Here is a 24,416-nt window from a genome sequence, read left to right on the forward strand (position 1 = left end):
GTTATTCAAAAGAGCCTAATACCCGGATGGGTACCGACGGACGGTTGGGGTCGTCGGTGATGAGCATAACCCGGCAGTTCAGCAGGTTGGTACGGGCCAGCGAGGGATCGACCTCGACAGTCAGCTCGGCCGACTTTCCGGGATTGATGGTGTGGCGTTTCAGTTTTACTTGCAAGGGCCGGTTTTCGTTGGTCACCTTGTGTATGGTCAATTTCGATTCCCCGTTGTTGGTAATCGTCAGGGTTTGCTTTTGGGGTTTGTTCCCTTTGATGATGCCGAAGTCGACCACCTCGGTCGAGAGGGTGGCATGGCCGGCTTGCTGCCGCTCTTCGGCTGTCCATGACCCGAAGTCGTCGAGCAGGTTGGCCGATACGGTGATGGTGTTGAATGTGCTCTCGGTGTCGCTTTCGAATCCCAGTTTGAATTCATCGCGACGGAATCCCCAGTCGTCGATGGCATCGGGGTCGTAGCTTATCTTGATAATTCCCTCTTCGTCGGGGTGGAGTATGGCTGGAATCATCTCGACCGTGATATGCGAGGGTACCTGCTTGAAGATGGGAATCAGGTCGCTCTTCCCTTCGTTGCGCACAAAGAGCTGGCCTGTTTTGAGGTGCCCTTTGGGTACGTCGAAAAGAGGCATGTGCAGGCTGCGCAGCGACAGGTCGCCTATGCGGTAGGGGTTGGCTGCCCGGCGCGATTTGGACCCGATGACTACCCCCGTGATGCGCAGGGTCTCGCGGTCGGTCGAGGCGTTGGTCGTGACGTAGACCGGTTTGGAGAATCGGCCCGGACGCCCTTTGGGGTTATAGGTCACCTTGATGACACCCGAATCGTTGGGGGCCACAGGTTCTCGGGTGTATTGCGAGGCAGTACAACCACAAGTCGTGCGCACGTTGGTCACCACCAGCGGCTCGTTGCCCGAGTTGACAAACCGGAAGACGTGTGTCACCCGGCCGGTCTCCTCCTCGAAGGTGCCGAAGTCGTGCTCCTTTTCGTCGAACGTGATGCGCGGCTGGGCCAGGGCCGTAGCCAGCAGTGAGCCGAAACAGAGGGCTAAGAGAGTACGTTTCATAATCACTTCTTTTTAGAGACAACAACCCCCTCGACAATAAGTTTTACAGCCGCTTTGCTGGTATTGGTGTAGACCTTGATCTCTTTGCGGAATGGCCCGGGTCGCCCTGCAGGGTCGAACTGGACATCGATAGAGCCTTTGCCGTTGGGGGCAATGGGTTCTTTGGTGAAGTGCGAGGCGGTACAGCCGCAGAGGCTGCGGGTGTCGACGATGATGAGTGGGGCGTTGCCCGTGTTGGTAAACTCGAACGTGTGGGTCACTTTGCCCTTCGATTCCTGGATGTAGCCGAAATCGTAGCGGGGCGACTCGAACGTAATCTTGGCCTTCCCGTTGCCGGCATGGAGCGACAGGGTAAACAAAATGGCCAGCAGCAGACACAACTCTTTTTTCATCTTCGTATTGGTTTTTCTACTCTTTGCAAATGTAGGGAATTTAGATGGGAATATAAACAGGGAGACGCGAATTTGTTTACTCGTTGTACCTCGAATTTGAGGCGGACGATTGGGGGGATACTCTCGGGCCCGACGGTCGGGAACGTGCTGCCGCTCCTCATGTCGGGGAATCGGTCGGGGTCTCCCGCCTGTCGTTGCTGTCATTGAGCTATAAACTTTATCGTCAGATAGTTTGGCAATTTTAAAATATTTTATATATTCGCAGAATATACACTGTCGTCTAATGCTGCAACTATGGGACTGTTCGATATTTTCAAGAAAGATAGAGGTTACGATATTCACTCGCTCGAATTTTGCGAGGTGGGGAAAGACGGCAAGCGCGAAACTTTACCCAGTCTCAAACATTATACCGACTCGCGTTATATCATGCCGGTGGTGAAGATGACGTCGCGTATCGACCGCACTGTCAAGATGAAAGTACGTATCACCGAGCCCGGCGGCAAGGTGCATATGTATGATTTTGACGCGCCGCTGAAACCGGGAGAAAACATGTCGGCGCAATTCCCGTGGTGGGGTTCGGAGAACCGGGATTATTTCACCACGGTGGGCACATGGCAGTTCGACGTCCTCGATGAGAACGACCGAGTGGTCATAGGCGCCCCGCTCGAGATCGCTTCATTAGATGACATTTGGGAGGACACGGGCTGGATTTATGTGACTTCGCATCTCGAATTTCGCAATATCGATTACAGCGGCAACGCAATCGACGACTGGGGGACGAGGAGTTTCGTAGAGCCCCAGTATATACAGATGCGGTGTGGGTACACTTGCTATTCGAAAGTGGAGCGGAAAGTCTCCTATCATGTGGAAATCGTGCATGAGCAGACGGGTCGAACCAAAAGCTTTGATTACACGGCCACGCTCGACCCCCGGGACGGTACCCATTGGCTGCAAATGTGCGGGTGGGGCTCGCAATCGGGCACATCTTACTCGCCGGGGAGTTATATCTATACCCTTTCCTACAAGGGGAAGCGGTTGGCAAGCGGCCGCTTCGAAGTGGCGAAATCGCCCCGCCAGCAGGGTTGGATCGAACCCGAGGCTCTGGTTCTTTATTTCTATAACACCGACGACGAGTTAAGGAAATGGCAGCTGCAAAGTGCATCGACTATTGTTGTAGGGAAGCCTGTCGAGCAGCAATCATTCAAGGGAGACAGCTATACGAGTTTGATTGCCGGTTTCCAGTGGAAGTCTCTTGAAGGGAATCACCCTTTGAAGCTGACATTCAAATTTTACTATAATGGTAATTTGCTGTACACTTGGGTCTCAAACGGAGAGACCATAGGGCGTTCCCTGCAAAAAATCATGTATTCGGGTGTGATATATCGTACTTCTTCATCTACGTTCCCGGCCGGGTGTTATCAAGTGAAGGTGTATCTCGAAACCCAAGAACTCGCCGAGCATTTTGTGATGGAGCGCACTATCGATGTTTATTGACCTCGTCGGTTCCCGACAGTCGAACGGGGTTGTCCCCCGGTGGTTTGTTTTTATGGTATTTATAATTTGTCTATTATTCTTGTTCAATTTTTATGGGACTATTTGATTTTTTCAAGAAAGATAGAGGTTACGATATTCACTCGCTCGAATTTTGCGAGGTGGGCAAGGATGGGAAGAAGGAGACCCGGCCGGGCCTGCGGCTGTACGACGATGCCCGCTATGTGATGCCCGTGGTGCGAATGACCTCGCGCGTAGAGCGCACGGTGCAGATGACGGTGCGCATTACCAATCCCGAGGGGGTGGTGCGTACGTATACTTTGGACGCCCCCTTGCGCCCCTTTGAAAACCAGGAGGCTCATCTGTCGTGGTGGGGGTCGGAGAGCCGTACCGCTTTCTCCAAAACGGGTACCTGGCGGTTTGAGGTGCTGGACGAAAACGACGAGGTGGTAATCGAGGCCCCGCTCGAGATCGCTCCGGAGGATGAGATTTGGGAGGGCACGGGGTGGATTCATGTGACTACACATCTCGAATTTCGCAATATCGATTACAGCGGCAACGCAATCGACGACTGGGGAACGAAGAGTTTTGTAGAGCCCCAGTATATACAGATGCGGTGTGGATACACTTGCTATTCGAAAGTGGAGCGGAAAGTTACCTATCATGTGGAAATCGAGCATGAGCAGACGGGTCGAACCAAAAGCTTTGATTACACGGCCACGCTCGACCCCCGTGGCGGGTGGTTGCAGATGTGCGGTTGGGGCTCGCAATCGGGCACATCCTACTCGCCGGGGAGTTATATCTATACCCTTTCCTACAAGGGGAAGCGGTTGGCAAGCGGCCGCTTCGAAGTGGCGAAATCGCCCCGCCAGCAGGGTTGGATCGAACCCGAGGCTCTGGTTCTCTATTTCTATAATACCGACGACGAATTGAAATTGTGGGTAGCTTATGATTGTGGCATGAATTTGGATTTGGCCAAAGGCGAACTGATTAAGCAGCAGACATTCAAGGCCAATGCGTATAAAAAAGCCGTAGCCGGTTTTCAATGGCGCTCTCTTGAAAAGGGGCATCGGCTGAAACTGACATTCAAGTTTTATATGGATGGCCGACTGGTCTATTCCAATTCTTCACATGTGGTCACTCATGATCCCGACCTGACCAAACAAGATATTTTTGAACAGGATTTCGAGGTCTCCGGGTCCATGCGGCTGGAAGACTCTAATGGAGAGTTGCACCCTTTCCCGGCCGGACGTTATCAAGTGAAGGTGTACCTCGAAACCCGGGAGCTCGCCGAGCATTTGGTCATGCAACAGACCATCGATTTGATGAAATAGGTCGAAAAAGGGTGACGCGGGTAAGAGCGGATCCCATGGATTATTTGTTGCTTTTGTATATTCGCATAATCACTCATTAACCTCATCTAATAAGACTTATGGGACTGTTTGATTTTTTCAAGAGAGACCGGGGCTATAAAGTCCATGCGCTCAATTTTTGTGAGGTGGGAAAAGACGGTAAACGGGATTCCCGTCCGGAGAATAGGCTTTATAACAACGCTCGCTATGTGATGCCCGTGGCGAGGATAACCTCGCGTATCGAGCGCAAGGTTACGATGACGGTGCGCATGACGGCTCCCGATGGCAAGGTGAACAGCTATGATTTCGAGGCGCCCTTGCAGATTTGTGAGAACCGGCTGGCCAATCTGCCGGCCTGGGGGTCGGAAGAGGGAACCGCTTTTAAAACCGTGGGCTGGTGGGAATATGAGCTTTTAGATAAGAAAGGAGAACTTATAATTAGTTCCCGGCTCCACATTGTCCCGGTCGAAGAACTTTGGGACGAGCAGGGGTGGATTCGCATCGAGTCGGATTTCCAGTTTCGCAACAACGACAGCGAACAGACGGTAATCGACGACTGGGGCACCGGGAGTTTTGTCTCTCCCCGCTATATGGCGATGCGTTGCCGATATTCCAGCCTGTCGGATGTCGAGCGCGAGATTACATATGATGTCGAAATCAGAAACGAGCAGACGGGCAAGACGAGCCGATTTGACCACACGGTGACCCTCGACCCGGCCGGAGGCTGGTTGCAGATGTGCGGCTGGGGCAGCGATTCGGGCAACTCCTACGACCCGGGACGTTACACCTATCTGCTTTGTTACAAGGGGCGGCAGGTGGGCAGCGGGCAGTTCGAGGTCGAAAAGTCGCCCATGCAGCGTGGCTGGATTGAGCCGGTGGCTCTGGTGTTCTACTTCTACAACGACGAGAAGGAGATGACAGACTGGGTTGCTTACGATTGCGGACTCTCTCTCCTCGAAGGGGGTGTGGCCCGACAACTCCAGTTCAGGGCCAATGCCTGTAAGTACATGATTGCCGGATTTCAGTGGCGCTCTCTCGAGGCGGGTCATCCCTTGAAACTGACCTTCCGGTTCTATCTGGACGGCAATCTCATATACTCCTGTTCCAGAGACCGGGAGACCGAGCCTTTCGACCCGCAGAGCCTCTTCTATAAAGATTTCGAGATTTCTGGAACCTTTTGGTACGAGCGTTCCGACGGCTCCGTCGACACATTCCGGGCCGGGCGTTATCAGGTGAATCTCTATCTCGAGACCGATGAGCTGCACGAGCATCTTGTGATGCAGCGCACGCTCGAGTTGCGGTGAGATGGGCTCTCGACAGATTTTTGTAGGATTGACGGTGTGAAATTTGTTTCGGTTCCCCGATAATACTATCTTTGTTATTAAAATTAAAAAATCGTTTATCCGTAGAATCATGAGAAAAGAATCCTATACGCCGGCACCGCTCGATACCTCGGGCGAGGTGCTGCCCGAGGCGTTGACTCCGCTGGTCGAAGCCTTGGCAAGAAATGTGCATGAGGTGTGGGCCCAGTCGCGCCTGGCCGAAGGGTGGCGCTATGGCGAGCGTCGGGACGACGTGGCGAAGACGCACCCCTGCTTGGTGCCGTATGAAGAACTGCCCGAAATCGAGAAAGCATATGACCGAAATACAGCCCTGGGTACCTTGCGGTTTATCCAAGCGGCGGGGTTTGAAATCGTAAAGCGGAAATGAAACGGTTGAAGGAGCTTTTCAGATACCCGGTAATCGGTATCGACCGCATCTTGTCGTCGGGTATTCGGTGGCAGTTGCTGTTTTTGGCGGTAGTCATTGTCTTTTTTATACTGCTGTTTATCGTTATCGAGTGGGTCACCGGCTGTACGCTCACCATCAAGGAGAACGAGCCGCGCAACATTCTGCTCGATGTCTATTACCATTTTGCCGACCCGGGCAACCAGTATGTGGTCGAGGGGACGGGCAACAGGGTGCTGACCTTGTTTATCTCAATTACGGGTTCGGTGTTAATGGGCGGACTGCTTATCTCGATTTTCTCGAACATCATCGACCGCCGGGTAGAGCGAGCCCGTGAGGGACAGATAAGTTATAAATTCAAGAACCATTATGTCATTATCGGGTTTGACAAGATGGCTATCGGGCTCATCAAGCAATTGTACCGAAAGGCGCAAAGCGACAATCGAGTTAAAGATATTCCCTATCTGTTTGTAATCCAGACGACCAGCGAGGTAGAGACCGTGCGCCACGAGCTGCTGTCGAAACTCGATGACGAGATAGACCGTCGCACTATTATCCTGCATGGCGGGCGCGATTCGCGTGAAGATTTGGAACGCTTGAGGTTGCCCTATTGTCAGGAGATTTTCCTCTTGGGCGAGGAGGGCGAGACCGATCACGACTCGATCAATATCGAGTGCGTGACGTTAATCAATCGTATCTTGTTGGAAAATAAGAAGCAAGAGGAAAAGCCTCGGGATATTGACATGATGGAAAAAGCGATATTGCGAGAGCAAGAAAAACGTAAAAAATGCCATGTATTGTTCGAAGCACAATCGACCTTTGCCGTGTTCCAGCGGAACGATATCGAAACGGTGTTTAAAAAACGTACCGATGACGACGATTCGTGGTACAGAGCAATATGTGCATTGCATAAAAATGACCAATCGACTTTGGATCGGTTGAAATCTTTGAAAAAAGATTATGACGAACAGACCGTACGGTTAATCGATTTTTTGCCTTTCAACTTCTACGAAACGTGGGCCGAGAAGGTGTTGGTGTGGGGGAAATACGACCCGCATAACGACGGTGTAGCCCCCATTGTCTACCCTCCGCTCGACGGCGAGGGTATCGACTATGAGAGTGACCGTTACGTACACCTGGTTATTGTGGGCATGACCAGCATGGGGGTGGCTCTGGCCATGAAGGCGGCGCACATTGCCCACTATCCCAACTTCGTACGAGACCCTAAGTTGAAAACCCGCATCACCTTTATCGACCTGAATGCCGATACCGAGTTCGATATGCTTCGAGGCCGATATAGTGCGCTCTTTGAGCAGTGCGACTATCGGGTAGTCGATACACTTGATGACTCGCGCAGTTATGAGCATAAGGGCACGGGGTTGTCCGACATTGAGTTTGAGTTCGTAAAGGGAGCGGTCGAGAGTCGGCTGGTACAGAAATTGCTCGAATCATGGACGAGTGCCGAAAATCGGAGTTTGCTCACTATCGCTATCTGTTTCGAGGTGCCCCAGAAGAGCATTGCTACGGCTCTCTACATGCCGCAGGAGGTCTATAAAAGAGCCCTCTCGATATTGGTGCGGCAAAACGTGTCGTGCTCGACCATCGAGCTGGTGCGGCAGGCCCGTCAGTACAATGGGCTGAGGGCCTTCGGCATGCTCGACGAGTGCTACGACATAGACGATAGTAGTCTGTTGCAGGCCAAACGGGTTAATTTCATTTATAATAAAATAAAACCGGAGAAGAAGGAATGGGTGCCTTTGGATGATACCCAGGCCGATGAGCTGTGGAAGAGCCTCACGACGGTATATCGTTGGTCCAATATTTACAACGCGCACTCCATCCCGACCAAGTTACGCAGCTTCGGATTGGAGGAACCCGAGAATCTGTTGGCGGATAAAGATCTGTTGGAGAAAATGGCCCAGGTCGAGCATAACCGATGGGTGATGGAGCGGCTGATTCAGGGGTATCGACCAACTACGCCTGAAGAGAATCAGTTGATAAAATCGGGAAAGAGAAATAAAAAGGAGATAGAAAATAGTTGTTTTGCTCATATCTATCTCAAACCGTATGCCCAATTGGATGAAGAGATCAAGGATAATGACCGCATGATTATGAAATATCTGTGGCGCATCAACAAGCCTTTAGCCGAATAGATTTATGGAAGAGATGCAACACGATTACCGCGACCGTCTCGAAGCCAACGCCCGGGAGGCGGCGCGGATAAAGGGGCGCATTCGGTTCATCGGGCTGCTTCGCCTGGTCGTCTTTGTGGGGGCCGTGGCGGGCATCTACCTGCTGCGCGATGCGGGAGCTTGGGCGTGGGGCTCGGTGGCCCTGATGGGAATTGCTGTGTTTCTGGGGCTGGCCCGGGTGCACGACCGGTGGTTCCGCCGGAAAGAGTTTGCCGATTGTCGCGAGCGTGTCATTCGACGGGAACTCGCTCTGCTCGAATACCGCTTCGAGGGCATCGACGGCGGTGACGAGTTTATCGACCCCACGCACGATTACAGTTTCGACCTCGACCTCTTCGGGTCAAAATCGTTTTTTGCCTACCTCAACCGCAGTGCTACGGCGGTGGGACGCCAGGCACTGGCCCGCACCATGTTGAACCCCGACCTCACGGCCGACACCATTCGTCGGCGGCAGGCAGCAATCGAGGAGTTGAGCCGGCGCACCGACCTGCGCATCGATTTTCAGTCGTGGGGCGCCTGCTCGGGCGAGAGCCCGGCCGACAGCCGTTTGCTGGAGCAGCTGGCCGCGTTGCCCCGCTTCGGCACGGGGCGTTTGGTGCACCGTCTGATTCTCGCCATCCCTGTCCTTTACCTCGTTCTGGTTGTCTTGTGGCTGACCGGAGCGATTGCCGGCAGTGTGATTGTGTGGCCCTTTATCGCCTTGCTGGCCGTGGCTGGTGTGCTGGCCAAGCGGGTGACCCGCTTGCAGGAGCAGCTCAATGGCGCGTTGGCCTCCCTGTCGCACTACGCCCGCCTGTTCGAGATGGTAGAGCAAAACCGCTTCGAGAGCGAATGGCTGGGCCAACTGCAACGCGTGTGTGTCGACGGTCACGGTTCGGTTTCGCAGCGGGTGGCCCGGTTGCGCCGCTTGCTCGGTAACCTCGACCAACGCTGTAACTTCGTGGGCTTCACGGTACTCAACGGCTTTCTGTTGTGGGACCTGCGGCAACTCAATGCGCTGAATCGCTGGCTCGACGAGAACCGCGAGCAACTGCCCCGTTGGCTCGATGTGCTGGCGCAGTTCGACGCTCTCTGCTCGCTGGCCACCTTCCGCTACAATCATCCGCACTACGTCTTCCCCCGGATTGTGCTCGACCGTCGGCCCGTGATGCAGGCCGAGGCGTTGGGGCATCCCCTCATTCCCCGCGACCGCTGTGTCTGCAACGACGTGGCCCCCATAAACGAAGGCTCCTTCCAGGTCATCACCGGGGCCAACATGGCCGGCAAGAGCACCTACCTGCGCACCATAGGTATCAACTACCTGCTGGGGTGCATGGGAGCCCCCGTGTGTGCCCGCAGCATGACCTTCACGCCGCTGCCCCTCTTCACCGGTCTGCGGGCCAGCGACTCGCTGGCCGACAACGAGTCGTACTTCTTTGCCGAGCTCAAGCGGCTGCAGCAGATTGTGGTGCGGTTGCGTGCCGGCGAAAAACTCTTTGTCATCCTCGACGAAATTCTGCGGGGCACCAATTCGGTCGACAAGCAGACCGGCTCGCTCGCCCTGGTGCGGCAGTTGGTCGAGGCCGGTGCCGCCGGCATCATCGCCACCCACGATCTGGTGCTGGGCCAACTGGCCGAGAAGTTGCCCGGGCAGATAAGCAATTACCGGTTCGAGGCCACCATCGAGGGCGACGAACTCACTTTCACCTATCGCCTGCAACCTGGCATTGCCCGCAACATGAACGCCTGTTTCCTGATGAAAAAGATGGGTATCATTCCCGCCGAAGCCTCCGAGAGCGATTCCTGCGAGTATGAATGACAATCTTGATTTTTTGGACCGATTCCGAGTGCGAATTAACCGGAAATCCTTGTACCTTTGTATCTTGTTGTCGCAAAGTGTGAAAAGATGAATCTTGCTCTCTATGATTATTCATTGGGCATAGCCTTGGTGCTGATGCTGTTTTTTGCCGGCTATTTTCTGGTGGGCAAAACTCCCGACAAGCCCATATTCGTCAACTATCTGCGTTCGCGCCGCATCATGGGTGTAGCCTTGCTGGTGTTGAGTGCCAACTATTCGATACACCTCTTTTGCGGGCTTCGGCCTCTCCACGAGCAGGAAGCTATCCTGATGAACCTCTCCACCTACTTCATGGCCTATTGGTTGTTCAGTGCAGCCCTTACCATATTGCTCGACCGTTTTTATCTGACCCGCCGCCGCTTCTGGCGGCACATGGGCTATTGGGCGCTGTTCACCGCCCTTTCGGCCCTCCTTCTCATAGCCGTGCCTTCGGGTCCCGTGCAGCAGGTGGGGCTGGTATTTCTGGACTTGTGGTTGCTGGCCTATGGACTTTGGCTGGCTCGCAGGCTCATCCGCACCTACCGATGGGCGGTCCGCCTGTTCGACGACACGCACTCCGAGTATATCGTGGCCTATATCCGCTGGATGTCCATCTTCACCTGGTGGGCGGTCATCTATGGGGTCAGCTGTGGGGTGCTCACCTTCCTGCCCGACCGGTATCTCTTCCTGTGGGTGCTCTCTTCCATACCGTTCTACATTTACCTCTATGGCTCCTACATCAACTACCTGCTTTTCTACGAACAGGTGGAAAGCATCCTGGAGCAGGAACCTCTCGAAGATGAAGATGCCGACGACCTTGTTCCCGTCGAGGAGGAAATGCTACTGGGCCCGCAGCCGTATCGGAAGAAGCTGGAAATACGCCTCGCCGCCTGGATTGGGAGTCAGAGATATACCAGTCCGAAGCTGACTATCGGCGACCTGGCCCTCGAGTTGGGCACCAACCGCACCTACCTCTCTGACTACATCAAGTCTGTCTATCAGGCTTCGTTCCGCGAGTGGATTGCCGGGCTGCGCATCGAGTATGCCAAGCAGCAGATGGTGGAGCATCCCGAGTTGACGATTGCAGCCATATCCGAGGAGTCGGGGTTCCTCTCGCTGAGTTATTTCACCCGGATTTTTACCGAAAAGGAGGGGTGCTCGCCCTCCAAGTGGAGGAAGAGTTTTGTAGAGGAGCAATAAGGCAGCCCTGTTTTTTTGTGCCTTTTCTGTCATTCAGCACCCAATTCACATAAAATTTTTGCTCTATCAACAATTTTTTTTGCTCTATCAACAAAAATTGCTCTGTAAGGGGGGGATGGCGGTTGTTTTGCCTTTGGGTTATGGTTATTTTTGTTTGACCCGACAGGGAGACAACAGATGCCATCACTAAAAACTTGAAAATATGAAATCGCTTTACACAGCCATCGCCTTTCTGGCGATAATGACAACCTCACAGTTGAGTGCCCACGACCACAGCGACGGATGGATTCCGTTACCGGCAAGCGGGGACACGATTGGGACCGGCTCTACCGACGAGCAGCCGGCCATGTATTATCTCACCGGCGACACCAGGCTGGAAGCCGACCTCGTCATAGCCGACGGAGCGGTGGTTACCCTGTGTCTGAATGGTTACCAACTGACCGGCCTGGGCGACAACCCGGTTATCAGTGTCGATGCTTCCAAACTCACGGTGTGCGACTGTCAAGAGGGGAGCGAAGCTCCGGAGCACCAGCACCGGTATTATAGAAATGAGGAAGGACGGTTCGTGTTCGACGACGGGTCGGACGAGTGGAACACTCAGTATGAGGCAGCCGATACCATCGGCGTGATTGATGGCGGTGTAATTACCGGTGGCCTTACCCTTGGAGGTGTCTTTGTCGATGGGGAGGGAGCTTGCTTCACGCTCGAAAGCGGTGCGATAGCCGGCAATCGATCTACTCGCACTAATTTAGGCCCTATCGGGGGTGGCGGTATCGCTATCTGGGATAGTAGTGATGAGCCGGGTGAGATGGAAAGAAGGGTTGTCATCAACGGCGGTCAAGTGGCCGGTAACACCTCGGTTTCGGGAGGTGGAGGTATATTTGCCTATGAGGCTTTGACCCTGAACGGGGGCAAGATATGGGGCAACAGAGCCGACAAAGGAGGTGGTGTCTATATCTCAGGATCGAGAGCACACTTCGTGATGAACGGTGGAGAAATATCGGGCAACAACGGGATAAAAGATGCCGGAGCGATTTACGGATATCTCTACTCCCAGTTTACGCTCAATGGCGGTCTGATTATTGACAATGTTTGCGAGGGCTCCAACTCGGGGGGAGGAATTTACATGAATCAAGCGAGATCCCTCGTTATCAACGGTGGTCTCATTTCCGGTAATATCGGTTATTTCGGAGCCGGCGTTTCGACTAACTGGGTGGACACTATCTCCATCACAGGCGGTGTTATCATCAATAACTCGGCCCCGGGCGATGAATTTCGTGACAAAGACATCTTTATCAACCGACAAGATGGTACTCAATTATCCATTAAGGGGGGATATATGGGCAGGTTTGAGGTCAACCAGGTATGGGGCAATTACAACGTCGTTGAAGGTGGCTTTTTCGTGGAGCCGACAATCACAGACTACTTGACGGAAGGAGCCATAGCCATACCGGTGGGCGAAGGTGTGACCGGGTATCGCGAGGGCTTCCCCTATGGTGTGTACAAACGGAATACGAACGGGACGGATATTGCGCTGGACATTACGCCCGGAAACCCGGCGTATGACCAAGCCCCGATAGAGGCTGGTATCGACTTCACGGTAGAAGGTATTCCCGGCAGCCTTTGTGCGGTTTATGCCTACCGTACGGACACCATCGAGCCGTTCGCCTATGGCCTGCCGGTCGATGCCGGGCCATACCATGTCATGTCTACCTTGTTGAGTAAAAACGGCAAATGGTATTATGGGCAAACCCCGTTTGACATTACCATTGACAAGGGAGAATGGCCGGGCGAAAAGATGGCCACCGGCATGATTGCCGCCGGCCATAGCGACTCCATTGCCCTGCCCGAAATTCCCGAAGGAGCCTACTTGGGTACACCCTCGGGCGACACCCGCATACTCGACGCCCACATAGCCGACGGCTACCTCTACTATACGGGTAGCGACGACATTGAACCGGGCGAGGTATATACGCTTCTCGTCCCCGTGGGCGAAGGGGTGAACTACCGTATCTTTGCCATTCTCGTGCAGCTCACCGGCAACGAGGTGAGCGGTATCCAGTCGGTCGATGGGGATAACCTCCGCATCTTCACTACCCCCGGCCAGTTGCACATAGCGGGCACGTCAGCCCCGGCTACCGTCTATAACCTGCAAGGTCGCTCGGTATATCGGGGAACCGACCGCACCATCACGCTGCCCGGTGGGGCTTATATCGTGCAGGTGGGCGATACCGTGCGGAAAGCGGTCGTGCGGTAAGTGCTGTCGTTACAGCGGCATGTCGCCCGCGATAGCATGAGAAACAGAAATTGCGTAATGCACAGAATCAAGTCCCGGCTCTTGAGGCCGGGACTTTGCTTTATCGAGAACAGGGCATCGCCGCCTACAGGTTGCCCTTCGTCTCGCCGGTCGGGGAGGTATAAATATGCCGGTTCCCTTATTTTTTTGATGCGATTGCCCGGGGGAAGCCCTTGTTTACATGAAGAAAAAAACTTATCTTTGCATCGCTGAAAAGAGCATAAAAATACTCATCAAATAAAAAGAGCGAATTATGGTTTATTCACACGAAGTAGAACACATGTGTGTTGTAAAGAAAGGTCCTAATCACGGACCGGCTCCTATCCCCGAAGAGGGAAAATGGGTGAAAGCAAAAGAAGTGATTGATATTTCGGGCTTGACCCATGGTATCGGTTGGTGCGCTCCTCAACAAGGTGCTTGCAAACTGACGTTGAATGTAAAGAACGGTGTTATCCAAGAAGCTCTGGTAGAGACTATCGGTTGCTCGGGTATGACTCACTCGGCCGCCATGGCATCGGAGATTCTCCCCGGTAAAACCATCTTGGAAGCCTTGAATACCGACCTCGTTTGCGATGCCATCAACACGGCTATGCGCGAACTCTTCCTGCAAATCGTTTACGGTCGTACCCAGTCGGCCTTCTCCGAAGGCGGTCTGATGATCGGTGCCGGTCTCGAAGACCTCGGTAAAGGTCTGCGCAGCCAGGTAGGTACGCTGTACGGTACGCTGGCCAAAGGTCCCCGTTACCTCGAAATGACCGAAGGTTACATCAAGACGCTGGCTCTCGACGAAAACGACGAAATCATCGGCTACGAATTTGTTCACATGGGCAAATTCATGGAAGAGGTGAAAAAAGGAACCGACGCCAACGAGGCTCTCAAGAAAGTAACCGGTACCTACGGTCGTTTCACCAAAGAGGCCGGTGCAGTGAAATATATTGATCCCCGTAACGAATAAAATAAGGAGGAAGAGACTATGATTAGAGAAGTGAAATTTGAAAGTCAAGACCGTCGTATCAAGCAAATTCTTGCTGCCTTGAACGCCAACGGCATCAAAGATATTGAAGAGGCCAACGCCATCTGCGAATCTTACGGACTCGATCCTTATAAAACTTGCGAGGAGACTCAACCCATCTGCTTCGAGAACGCCAAGTGGGCCTATGTAGTAGGTGCCGCCATCGCCTTGAAGAAAGGTTGCAAAAACGCCGCCGACGCTGCCGAAGCCATCGGTATCGGTCTGCAGTCGTTCTGTATCCCCGGTTCGGTAGCCGACGACCGTAAAGTAGGTCTCGGTCACGGTAACCTCGCTGCCCGTCTGCTCCGCGAAGAGACCAAATGCTTCGCTTTCCTGGCTGGTCACGAGTCGTTTGCCGCTGCCGAAGGTGCTATCAAAATTGCCGCCAAAGCCGACAAAGTACGTAAAGAGCCCCTCCGTTGCATCCTCAACGGTCTGGGTAAAGACGCTGCACAAATCATCTCGCGTATCAACGGTTTCACCTACGTACAGACTCAGTTCGACTACTATACGGGCGAATTGAAAGTGGTTCGTGAAATCCCCTACTCCAAAGGCGAACGTGCCAAAGTAAAATGCTATGGCGCCGACGACGTACGCGAAGGTGTAGCCATCATGTGGCACGAGGGCGTAGACGTATCGATCACGGGTAACTCGACGAACCCCACGCGTTTCCAACACCCCGTAGCCGGTACCTACAAGAAAGAGTGCGTAGAGAGAGGCAAGAAATACTTCTCCGTTGCATCGGGTGGTGGTACGGGTCGTACCCTGCACCCCGACAACATGGCTGCCGGTCCCGCCTCTTACGGTATGACCGACACGATGGGTCGTATGCACAGCGACGCTCAGTTCGCCGGTTCTTCGTCGGTACCTGCCCACGTAGAGATGATGGGCTTCCTCGGTATCGGTAACAACCCCATGGTAGGTTGCACCGTAGCTTGCGCCGTAGACGTAGCCCAAGCCCTGAACAAGTAATCGATAACACTATCGATATGACAAACCCCTGCAACTCGTGCGAGTTGCAGGGGTTTTTTTGTTGGGGTCATTCCGCACTGCGATGGGGTATCCAGGAATATCCCGTTCATGTCATTCCGCACCGCGATGCGGAATCCAGGAATACCGACAAAGGCTGGTACCCGCAAGCGACACTTTACTGGACCCCGCATTGAGTGCGGGGTGACACGGTGTGCACCGGGAGTTGTGAGGAGTGTTGGAACATACCGCGCTGCGACGCGGTATCCAGGTCGTGCCGGCCGTGGCCTGCCAAAATGTCCACGTCGGGAATCGGACAAGATGGCGCCGACGGCGAAAATACGGCATGAAAATGGGGGTGGAGCGACGCTCGGGGACTGACAGTGGGGCATATAGGCCGCCCGGTTGGCGGGTGGTACAATTTTTGTAGTACTCTCTGTGGTTTTGAAAACTGAATATTAAACTTAAAAACATAGCATTATGATCTCACAGAAATTACAAGAAGCCATTAACGTACAGATTACGGCCGAGATGTGGTCGTCGAACCTTTATCTGTCGATGTCGTTCTATTTCAAGAAATTGGGATACGACGGTTTTGCCAACTGGATGCGTAAACAATCGCAGGAAGAGTTGCAGCATGCTTACGATTTGGCCGACTATATGGCTAAACGTGGCGGTGTAGCTAAAGTGGATAAAATCGACGTAGTTCCTCAAGAGTGGGAAAACGTGCTCGATGCTTTCGAGAACGTATATCAACACGAGTGCCACGTATCTTCGTTGATCGACGAGTTGGTCAACGTAGCTTCGGCCGAGAAAGATAAAGCTACTCAAGACTTCCTCTGGGGGTATGTTCGCGAGCAGGTTGAAGAAGAGGCTACCGCTCTCAACATCGTTGAGAAACTGAAACGCTGCAAAGACGAATCGGGTGTCCTCTTCCTGGACGACAAACTGGGCGAAAGAGAATAATCGATCGTTGAGTTAAAACCTCTGTTGTGATTGAAAAGAATTGCCCCGATAGAAACTCTGTTCCTGTCGGGGTATTTTTTTGTGTAATCGTAAAAACGCATGAATGATGAGAAAGTTGCTGTGCCCGCAATGTAAGGTCTCGGCCCTGTATGTGAAGAACAGCGAGGGCGAACGGCGGTCGGTCTATGTGACGGACGACTATCGGGTGGTGCCTCGCAACGAGGGCGAAAGCCTCGAGGGATTCGACCTCGAGACGGTCTATTGCATAGGTTGCTCGTGGAGCGGCTCGCCCCGCCGGCTGGTGCTGCGGTAGTGCCGACGGGTGAGGGTGCCGCAAAAAAATCCGGTTCTGCAGATGGTTGCAGGACCGGATTTTTTTATGGGTCGGAGGTCGGGTTATCGGGGTAGCGACAACTCGGGAATCTTCTCGCGGTCGCCGGCTACGGCTATGTAGAAGCGGTCGGGCTCCAGATAGCGGCGGGCCGCCTCGAGCAGGTCGTTGGCGGTGAGCCGGCGGATGGCCTCGTCTTGCCGGGCAAAGTAGTCGGTCGTGAGGGCGTTAGCCTTGAGCGACAGGTAGTAGTCGGCAATGGAGAAGGGCGAGTCGAGGGTGCGGGCCATGTCGCCGCGCAGGTAGTTCTTGACAACGGTCAGCTCGTCGGCGGGGATGGGTTCGTGGCGCAGCCGCTCGATTTCGGCAAAGACTTCGTCGATGAGGGGGAGGGTGAACTCGGTGCCGGTCTGGGTAGAGATGACCAGGTAGCTGCCGTATCGCATGGCGGCTACCGACGAGGAGATGCCGTAGGTGTAGCCCTTCTCTTCCCGGATGTTCGACATGAGGCGGCTGCCGAAGTATCCGCCCAGCGCGGTGCAGAGCAGCTTGAGGGCGAAGAAGTCGGGGTGGTCGCGATTGATGACCGGCAGTCCCAGCCGGATGCCCGATTGCAGGGCGTGCTCCTTGTGGGTGATGGCGATGTGCTGACTGGCCGGTTCTATGGGGTAGACGGGGTCGGCTACAGGCTTGTCGGCGGGTCCGTGCCACGTTTGGCCGAAGTGACGCTCCAGGTTGTCGAGCAGGCGGTCGGTCACCTTGCCGGCGACGAAGATGTGGCATCGGTCGGGGCGGATGTGCTGGCGGTGGTAGGCCCGGAGGTCGTCCGTGACGATGCGCTCGAGGTGGGCGGGGGTGACGATGCGTCCGTAGGGGTGATCGCTGCCGAAAATCTGTGCCAGGAAGGTGTCGGAGGCCAGCGAGTCGACCTTCTCGTTCTGCACGAGCAGTTGCTGGATGCGTCGCTCCTTCAGCCGGTCGAACTCGGGCTGCGGGAAGTCGGGGCTGGTCACGATGTCGGCCAGCAGACCGATGCAGGTGTCGAGATGCCGGTTGAGGGTGTAGAGGGTCACATACTGGTAGTGGCTCGATGTGGTGGTTTGCAGCCAGGCCCCGTGGTAGTCGAAGGCCTCGGCTATCGCTTCGGAGCTTTTGCCGGCAGCCCCCTCCTTGAGCATGAGCAGGGTGAGCGAGGCTGTGCCGGGCCGGATGTCGGCATAGTAGCCGCCGTCGAACATGAGGTCGACGCGGCATACCTCTTCGTCGCCCAGGTTGCAGGCTGTCACTTCGATGCCGTTGGTCAGGCGATAGCGTTGGGGCTCGGGCAGGGCGAGCGGAGGGAATGCCCCCACAGGCGGAGGGGTTATGCGGTCGAGAGTCGTGGTCATGGCAGTAATGCGATAGCTTTTTCCAGGTCGGCCGGGGTGTCGATGCCGATAGTCTCCTGGGTGGTGATACCTACCTTGATGGTGTAGCCGTTTTGCAGCCAGCGCAGCTGCTCGAGCGATTCGGCCAGTTCGAGCGACGACTGGGGCAGGCAGGTGATTTGGCCCAGCACGTCGGCCCGGTAGCCATACATGCCTATGTGTTTGTAATAGGTGTGGCGGGCCAGCCATTCGGCCGGTTCCACACCTCGCAGGTAGGGGATAACCGAGCGGCTGAAGTAGAGGGCCTCGTGCCGCTCGTTCAGCACCACTTTGGGCGAGTTGGGGTTGGCCAGCGCTTCGTACCCCTCGGACGCCTCGAAGGGCCGCACGAGGGTGGCAATCTGGATTTGAGGCGAGTCGAAGCAGGCGATGAGGCTCTCGATCTGCTCGGGTTTGATGAAGGGCTCGTCGCCCTGGATGTTGATGACTACATCTTCGTGACCGCCCAGCGTGCGGTAGGCCTCGAAGCAACGGTCGGTGCCGCTGCGGTGCTGGGCCGAGGTCATCACCACCTCTCCGCCGAACGACTGTACGGCGTTGAAGATGCGGTCGTCGTCGGTGGCCACACACACGTGGTCGAGTACTTTGCGAGCCTGTTCGTATACCCGCTGAATCATGTATTTCCCTTTCATGTCGGCCAGCGGTTTCCCGGGGAATCGGGTCGATGCGTAGCGGGCCGGAATGATGCCTATGAATTTCATATCGGTAGTTGGTTTATAGCGTTGTTGTTTTCTCTGTTACTTCACCTCAACCACATAGAGTTGAGCGTTCTCATACTTGACCACCCGCACGGTAGCTCCCTGCTCGATATAGCCGTGCAGGGCTACGGCGTCGAACTGGGTGCCGTCGATGACCACTTTGCCGGAGGGGCGCAGGATGGTAGCCGCCTCGCCCGTCTGGCCGATGTACTGTTGCAGTTCGGGCGGTACACCTATGTAGCCCTCGTCCTTATCCTGAGCCGAGTTCAGGGCCAGCCGGCCGATGGGGCCTTTGCTCGTGAGCTTTTTGAAGAAGAGGAGCAGCAACACGAAATAGATGATGAAGCCTGCGGAGACGGTGATGAGCCCGCGGCCTATCTCCCGGCCCGGGACGAACTCGAAGTCGAAGTTGACGTTCCCCACCAGTGCCAGCACGAGGGCTGCGAATATGAGTGTGAAACCCGAGATGCCGGCGATGCCGAAGCCCGGGATGACAAATATCTCGAAGATGAGCAGGATGACGCCCACGACGAAGATGAGAATCTCCCAGTTGGCTGCCAGTCCGTCGAGGTAGAGCGGGGCGAAGTAGAGCACGGCGGCGGTGCAGGCCACGGCAGCAGGCAGCCCTACGCCCGGGGTCTTCAGCTCCATGAAGATGCCGCCGAAGATGAGGGTGACCAGGATGGCCTGCAGCGCGGGGTTGGTGAGAAAGCCGGCAATCTCGTCGAAGAGCGAGGGCTCGAATTGCTCCAGTGTGTAGCGGTCGCGGTGCAGCTGTTGGGCGATGAGTTCGTCGACGCTCTCGACCGTCCCCTCGCAGTAGCGTTGGGCTATCGCCTCGCTGGCCGTGAGGGTGAGCACTTTGCCCGAATCGCATAGGTGAGGCACCACGATGCGCTCGTCGACCATCGCCTCGGCAATGAGCGGGTTGCGCCGCCAGTTGCCGGTCGAGTCTTTGCCATGCGCCTCGGCCGTGGCGCGCATGGTAGCGCGCATGTACGACTGGTATTTGTCGGGCATGGCGGCCCCCGTCTCGTTCACCACCGTGGCGGCCCCCATGCTGGCGCTGGAGCGCATGTAGATGCTGTCGCAGGCAATGGCGATGAGGGCTCCGGCCGATGCGGCGTTGTTGTCGACAAAGGCATAGACGGGCAGGGGACAGTTGAGGATGGCGGTGCGCATGGAGTCGGCATGTACGACGGTCCCGCCGTAGGTATTGAGCCTGAGAACGACGGCTTTGGCACCCTTTTCTTGCGCCTGGTGCAGACCGGTACGCAGGTATCGCCAGGTAGTGCTGCCAATCTCTTTATCTATATCTATCTGATATATAGTATCTTGTGCGTTCGCCGCAAAGAGACTAAGAAAGAATAAGATAAAAAAAATATTTTTGTGAAACTTTTTCATACGCGAAAGTGTTTATTGTCAGGAAACAAAATAAAAAGAGATAATAAACATGTTACAAAGTAAATAAAAAAATAATCAGAACCGATATTGTTGTGTTGTATTTTGCGAAAATAGATCTTTTTGAGCTCCCCTCGAGATTGTAGCAGGTCGCGAGGATGTTTTGGGAGAATGTTGGGATTTCAGACAGTAGTAGTTGATAGTGAATTTTCGGTGCATTTTCGTAATACAGAGTAGTAGTGAAAAGAGACAAAACACAAATTACAAAAATCATCAGAAGAATTATCAAATATGAGCTCTCTAAAATTTCAGGACCGATTGCTCGATCTGCAAGACAATCTGTTGAATTTTGCCTACATGCTTACGGCTAACCGGGAAGAGGCAAAGGATTTGCTCCAGGACACTACGCTCAAAGCCCTTGACAACGAGGATAAATATATCGACAATGTCAATTTCAAAGGGTGGGTGTTTACCATCATGCGGAATATCTTTATCAACAACTACCGCCGGGTGGTACGCAACCAGACGATTATCGACCAGACCGAAGATCTGTACCATTTGAATTTGCCTCAGGATTCGGGTTTCACTTCGCCCGAGGGGTCGTATACCGTGAAAGAGATTACCAAAGCCATCAACAGTTTCGGCGAGGAGTATCGTGTGCCTTTTGCCATGCACGTGGCGGGGTACAAGTACCACGAGATAGCCGAGAAGATGGACCTGCCGCTGGGTACGGTCAAGAGCCGTATCTTTTTTGCCCGGCAGCGGTTGCAAGAGATATTGAAAGATTATAAATAGCTACTGTATGGTGTTATGGGTCCAGGGAGGATTTACCTGTCCGGAAGACGCTCTGATGGCCGTCGTCGGCTGTTCAGAGCGTTTTTTCTGTGAGCAGTCGGGTGAGCCGGGCGATGTTGCGGGCACTGTCGTATGGCTCGAGCAGGCGGATGCGTCGCTCGCGAGCCTGGTGGTCGAAGGGGCTCTTCAGTACCGTGGCTACGGCATGGCTCAAGGCTTGCGGGGTGTCGGCTACGAGGCAGGCCCGGTCGAGACCCGTGCCGACGAGCATCTTGCTGTTGACAATGCAGTGGCCCCCCGTGTAGAGGGCGTGGAGCAGTTTCAGCTTCAGCCCCGTGGGCTGGAAGGTGATGAGTACGTTGGCGGCCGCCTCGCCGATGAGGCGTTCCATCTCCTCGTCCGAGGGGTTGGCCACGAGCCGGGCTCCCGGGGTGGCGGCAATCTGGCGGGCCAGCCGGTCGGCGGGGTTCTTCCCGGCAAATACCCACGATGTGCCCGGGGTGGAGGGGACCACCTGTTGCAGCAGGTATTGGGCCGCTTCTATGTTCTCTTCGACCGAGAGGTTGCCGTGGTAGAGCATGTAGTCGCCTTTGGGCGAGAGGGGGGCCACCCGGTCGTGGGCCTGGAAGGCGGGCAGCCACAGCGTGGCGACTTGCGGATACTTCGAGGCGAAGTAGCAACGGTCGCTCTCGGTGATGGCCAGGATGGCGTCGGCGTGGGCGAGTATAGCCTCGTAGCGTTTCAGCCGGGTGGCCTCTATCCGGTAGTAGAGGCGGTGCCAGCCGGTGGCCTTGCGGGCCAGCCCGTCGTAGTATTCGTGTTCGACGTTGTGCATGCGCACCAGTTTGCAGCGGCTGGTCAGGCGAGGGTCGGCCAGGTGGGCGCAGCAGTGTATCCCCTCGAAGAGGATGGGGGCATCGTCGGCCAGCAGGTCGGTGAGCAGTTGCGACGACTGTCGGCTCGAGACGATGTAGGGGTCGACCGAGAACTGACGAGTAAACGAGCGGTCGCGCGGGTAGTAATAGACACGGTCGGCCACCTGGTCGAGCTGGGGTGCCTGCTGCCGGTCGTACTGGTAGGTATGCAGCAGCACTTCGTAGCCGGCGCTTTTGAGAGCCCGCAGCTTGTAGTAGATGTCGATTACACCTCCGTAATCGGGGGGAAAGGGCACCTGCAGCGATACCACATGAATGCGCAGAGGAGGCGACGGCATGGGGCGAATCAGAATTTGTAGCCCAGACCGATGGATATGTTGGCCTGGTGGAACCGGTCGATAAAGATGTATTTACCCTCGATGTGGAGGTCGAGCCGTTGCGAAAGATTCATCTCGAAGCCGGCACCGGCATTGATGCCGAATTTGTTGATGGTGTTGGACAGTTCCTTGTCGGTCTGCAGGCCGCTGCCCCGCCAGCTCTGGAAGGTGATACCGGCCAGCGGGTAGAACGAGAAGCGTCCGGCGAAGGGTACCAGGTAGTGAACGTCGCCATTGATCTCGAGGTTGTTGCGCTTGTGGTTCGAAAAGGTATAGTTGACCGAAGGGGCTACCCGCCAGTTCCTGGCAATGGGCAGGTGGATGAAGATACCCCCTTGAGCATTTTCGCTTTCGAACAGGTATCCGGCAGACACACCCAGGCTTTTGGTGTTGTAGGATTGGGCCTGGGCACTCGCTATGGAGAGCAGCATGACTGCCGCTAAAAGTCCTATTATTTTTTTCATCTTCAAAAGTTTGAGCAACAAATATACGGTATCTTTCCGGGAATATGAGCACCGGAAAGGAGAGAATAGGGTTAAATAAAAAAAATTTTTTCACGCATTCTCGCGGGGGGGGCGACGGGGCGGGAGGTCTGGATGAAGGGGTAACCTTGAAAAAAGGTTAATAACCGGGTTGTCGGTGTAGAGATGTGGCTACATTCTTGGTAATTTTGTCACGGTTTTTAAAGGTAAAGTTATGAAAGGTAAAAATACAGGCCCCTTTTTATTTGTACTGTTAGGGGCATTGACGGCCTTCGGTCCCTTTGTGACCGACATGTATCTGCCCAGTTTGCCGTCGATGGTGGGCTATTTCAACACGCAGGCTTCGATGGTTCAGTTGGGCCTCACGTCGAGTATGATCGGGTTGGCTTTGGGCCAACTCTTTTTCGGTCCGTTGAGCGATCGCTACGGCCGTCGCTCGCCGCTGCTGGCCGCCATGGCACTCTTTATCGTGTCGACGGTGTGCTGTCTGCTATCGACCTCGATCGAGAGCTTCATCTTCTTCCGTCTGATACAGGGTGTGGCCGGAGCCGGCGGTATCGTGGTGTCGCGCTCCATTGCTACCGACCTCTTTACGGGTAAGGATCTGGCCAAGGCGATGGCCATCATCGGAGCCATCAACGGGGTAGCACCTGTCGCTTCGCCGGTGTTGGGCGGATTCCTTACCGACTCGATCGGGTGGAAGGGTATCTTCATGGTGCTTCTGGTTATCGGCTTTTTGCTGTTGCTGGGTAACCTCTATTTCAAGGAGTCGCTGCCGGTCGACCTCCGCAAGCGGGGCAGCGTGAAGGGATTGCTGACCACCTTCGGGACGGTGCTGCACAACCGGCGGTATCTCTACTATGTGCTGCAGATGGGCTTTGCCATGGGTGTGCTCTTCGCCAATATCTCCTCTTCACCCTTCATCATGCAGCAGCACTACGGCTTTTCGGCTTTCGAGTTCAGTCTCTTTTTCGGCATCAATGCCCTGGCTATCGGGGTGGCTGCCGGGCTGTCGGTGAAATTCAGCAATCCCGAGCACGCCATGTTTGTCGGGTGTGTGGGCATGACTCTGTTGTCGGCCATCGAGTTTGCGGCCCTTGGCCTGGGGTGCAGCTTTGCGGTGTATGAGGCATTGCTCTTCCTGCTGCTCTTTGCGCTGGGACTCACCTTCACGGCCAGCACGACGCTGGCCATGGATTGCGAGCGGGCCAACTCGGGCACGGCTTCGGCCCTCTTCGGGGCTGCCGGGTTCGCTTTCGGCGGCATCGTCTCGCCCCTGGTAGGGTTGGGCGACATTCTCACGACCACGGGGCTCATCTTCTTCGTCTGCTCGCTCTGTTCGCTGGGCTTTGCCGTGTTGGCCTTGCGCCAGACCTACACGGGGCTGTGGCACAGCTTCAAAGTCCGGTTGATTCCGGTTGTGCGGCTGGATTTCCTGCGCCGTTCGAAGTAGCGGGTGTCGCGTTGTAGAATCCTTTGGTATATATAAACTGCAAGGGGTTGTGCCCGATTTCGTATCGGCACAACCCCTTGTGGGTTTTAAG

Annotated in this window: 21 protein-coding genes; 14 read left to right on the forward strand and 7 right to left on the reverse strand. The window is 54.9% G+C overall.

From position 1 onward, the window contains the following. Window position 1: 1 nt before the first annotated feature. Both ABGT88_RS03415 and ABGT88_RS03420 read right to left on the reverse strand, forming a co-directional pair. Window positions 2-1,072, reverse strand: a complete 1,071-nt coding sequence (locus ABGT88_RS03415) for a DUF1573 domain-containing protein (RefSeq protein ID WP_346700443.1) — start codon at window positions 1,070-1,072, stop codon at window positions 2-4. A 2-nt stretch (window positions 1,073-1,074) separates the two neighbouring features. Continuing rightward, window positions 1,075-1,464 (reverse strand): DUF1573 domain-containing protein, encoded by a 390-nt coding sequence (locus ABGT88_RS03420; RefSeq protein ID WP_298663062.1) that lies wholly within the window; start codon window positions 1,462-1,464, stop codon window positions 1,075-1,077. A 294-nt stretch (window positions 1,465-1,758) separates the two neighbouring features. Between ABGT88_RS03420 and ABGT88_RS03425 the strand changes: the two genes are divergently transcribed. The 12 genes from ABGT88_RS03425 to ABGT88_RS03480 all read left to right on the forward strand — a co-directional run bounded on the left by ABGT88_RS03425 (window position 1,759) and on the right by ABGT88_RS03480 (window position 16,799). After that, window positions 1,759-2,958, forward strand: a complete 1,200-nt coding sequence (locus ABGT88_RS03425; RefSeq protein ID WP_346700445.1) for a hypothetical protein — start codon at window positions 1,759-1,761, stop codon at window positions 2,956-2,958. 92 nt (window positions 2,959-3,050) lie between these two features. Further along, a complete protein-coding gene (locus ABGT88_RS03430; protein WP_346700447.1) occupies window positions 3,051-4,289 on the forward strand; it encodes a hypothetical protein in 1,239 nt (412 codons plus the stop codon). A 98-nt stretch (window positions 4,290-4,387) separates the two neighbouring features. Continuing rightward, a complete protein-coding gene (locus tag ABGT88_RS03435) occupies window positions 4,388-5,611 on the forward strand; it encodes a hypothetical protein (RefSeq protein WP_258327882.1) in 1,224 nt (407 codons plus the stop codon). Between the two features lie 109 nt (window positions 5,612-5,720). Next, window positions 5,721-6,017, forward strand: coding sequence for a RyR domain-containing protein (locus tag ABGT88_RS03440; protein WP_258327883.1), 297 nt, complete (start codon window positions 5,721-5,723; stop codon window positions 6,015-6,017). After that, window positions 6,014-8,188, forward strand: coding sequence for a hypothetical protein (locus tag ABGT88_RS03445; protein ID WP_346700450.1), 2,175 nt, complete (start codon window positions 6,014-6,016; stop codon window positions 8,186-8,188). Before ABGT88_RS03440 ends, ABGT88_RS03445 begins: the two co-directional genes overlap by 4 nt. Before the next feature lie 4 nt (window positions 8,189-8,192). After that, the gene (locus ABGT88_RS03450) at window positions 8,193-10,025 is read left to right on the forward strand and encodes a MutS-related protein (protein WP_346700452.1); all 1,833 of its coding nucleotides are present in this window, start codon (window positions 8,193-8,195) and stop codon (window positions 10,023-10,025) included. Between the two features lie 87 nt (window positions 10,026-10,112). Next, window positions 10,113-11,243, forward strand: coding sequence for a helix-turn-helix transcriptional regulator (locus ABGT88_RS03455; RefSeq protein ID WP_346700454.1), 1,131 nt, complete (start codon window positions 10,113-10,115; stop codon window positions 11,241-11,243). Window positions 11,244-11,445: 202 nt separating this feature from the next. Next, on the forward strand, window positions 11,446-13,500 hold the full coding sequence (locus ABGT88_RS03460) for a hypothetical protein (RefSeq protein ID WP_346700456.1): 2,055 nt from the start codon (window positions 11,446-11,448) through the stop codon (window positions 13,498-13,500). A 292-nt stretch (window positions 13,501-13,792) separates the two neighbouring features. Continuing rightward, window positions 13,793-14,494: an iron-sulfur cluster assembly scaffold protein gene (locus ABGT88_RS03465; protein WP_025278272.1), complete on the forward strand. Its 702-nt coding sequence runs from the start codon at window positions 13,793-13,795 to the stop codon at window positions 14,492-14,494. Window positions 14,495-14,512: 18 nt separating this feature from the next. After that, entirely contained in the window at window positions 14,513-15,523 is a 1,011-nt protein-coding gene (locus ABGT88_RS03470) for a GGGtGRT protein (RefSeq protein WP_087409006.1), read from the forward strand. 477 nt (window positions 15,524-16,000) lie between these two features. Then, window positions 16,001-16,486, forward strand: coding sequence for a ferritin (locus ABGT88_RS03475; RefSeq protein WP_087409007.1), 486 nt, complete (start codon window positions 16,001-16,003; stop codon window positions 16,484-16,486). Between the two features lie 106 nt (window positions 16,487-16,592). Beyond that, window positions 16,593-16,799, forward strand: coding sequence for a hypothetical protein (locus ABGT88_RS03480; RefSeq protein ID WP_346700459.1), 207 nt, complete (start codon window positions 16,593-16,595; stop codon window positions 16,797-16,799). An 83-nt stretch (window positions 16,800-16,882) separates the two neighbouring features. Here ABGT88_RS03480 and ABGT88_RS03485 read toward each other — a convergent pair whose 3' ends face one another. Genes ABGT88_RS03485 through ABGT88_RS03495 form a run of 3 tightly spaced genes read right to left on the reverse strand, consistent with a single transcriptional unit; the run spans window position 16,883 to window position 20,346 of the window. Next, entirely contained in the window at window positions 16,883-18,205 is a 1,323-nt protein-coding gene (locus ABGT88_RS03485; protein ID WP_346700461.1) for a pitrilysin family protein, read from the reverse strand. Next, entirely contained in the window at window positions 18,202-18,945 is a 744-nt protein-coding gene (gene kdsB / locus ABGT88_RS03490; protein WP_298663069.1) for a 3-deoxy-manno-octulosonate cytidylyltransferase, read from the reverse strand. Before kdsB ends, ABGT88_RS03485 begins: the two co-directional genes overlap by 4 nt. Before the next feature lie 36 nt (window positions 18,946-18,981). Next, window positions 18,982-20,346, reverse strand: coding sequence for an NfeD family protein (locus ABGT88_RS03495; protein ID WP_346700463.1), 1,365 nt, complete (start codon window positions 20,344-20,346; stop codon window positions 18,982-18,984). 288 nt (window positions 20,347-20,634) lie between these two features. Between ABGT88_RS03495 and ABGT88_RS03500 the strand changes: the two genes are divergently transcribed. Then, on the forward strand, window positions 20,635-21,138 hold the full coding sequence (locus ABGT88_RS03500; RefSeq protein ID WP_025278265.1) for an RNA polymerase sigma factor: 504 nt from the start codon (window positions 20,635-20,637) through the stop codon (window positions 21,136-21,138). 73 nt (window positions 21,139-21,211) lie between these two features. Here the strand turns inward: ABGT88_RS03500 and ABGT88_RS03505 are convergent, their stop codons facing one another. Next, window positions 21,212-22,351, reverse strand: a complete 1,140-nt coding sequence (locus tag ABGT88_RS03505; RefSeq protein WP_346700465.1) for a glycosyltransferase family 1 protein — start codon at window positions 22,349-22,351, stop codon at window positions 21,212-21,214. 8 nt (window positions 22,352-22,359) lie between these two features. Continuing rightward, window positions 22,360-22,854: an outer membrane beta-barrel protein gene (locus ABGT88_RS03510; RefSeq protein ID WP_346700467.1), complete on the reverse strand. Its 495-nt coding sequence runs from the start codon at window positions 22,852-22,854 to the stop codon at window positions 22,360-22,362. 232 nt (window positions 22,855-23,086) lie between these two features. On the opposite strand from ABGT88_RS03510, the gene ABGT88_RS03515 reads away from it, so the two are divergent. After that, window positions 23,087-24,325 carry a multidrug effflux MFS transporter gene (locus tag ABGT88_RS03515; protein ID WP_346700469.1) on the forward strand — a complete coding sequence of 413 codons (1,239 nt, stop codon included), beginning with the start codon at window positions 23,087-23,089 and terminating at the stop codon, window positions 24,323-24,325. Window positions 24,326-24,416 lie beyond the last annotated feature (91 nt).

The sequence above is a fragment of the Barnesiella sp. An22 genome, from assembly GCF_963931395.1.
Classification (GTDB): domain Bacteria; phylum Bacteroidota; class Bacteroidia; order Bacteroidales; family Barnesiellaceae; genus Barnesiella; species Barnesiella merdigallinarum.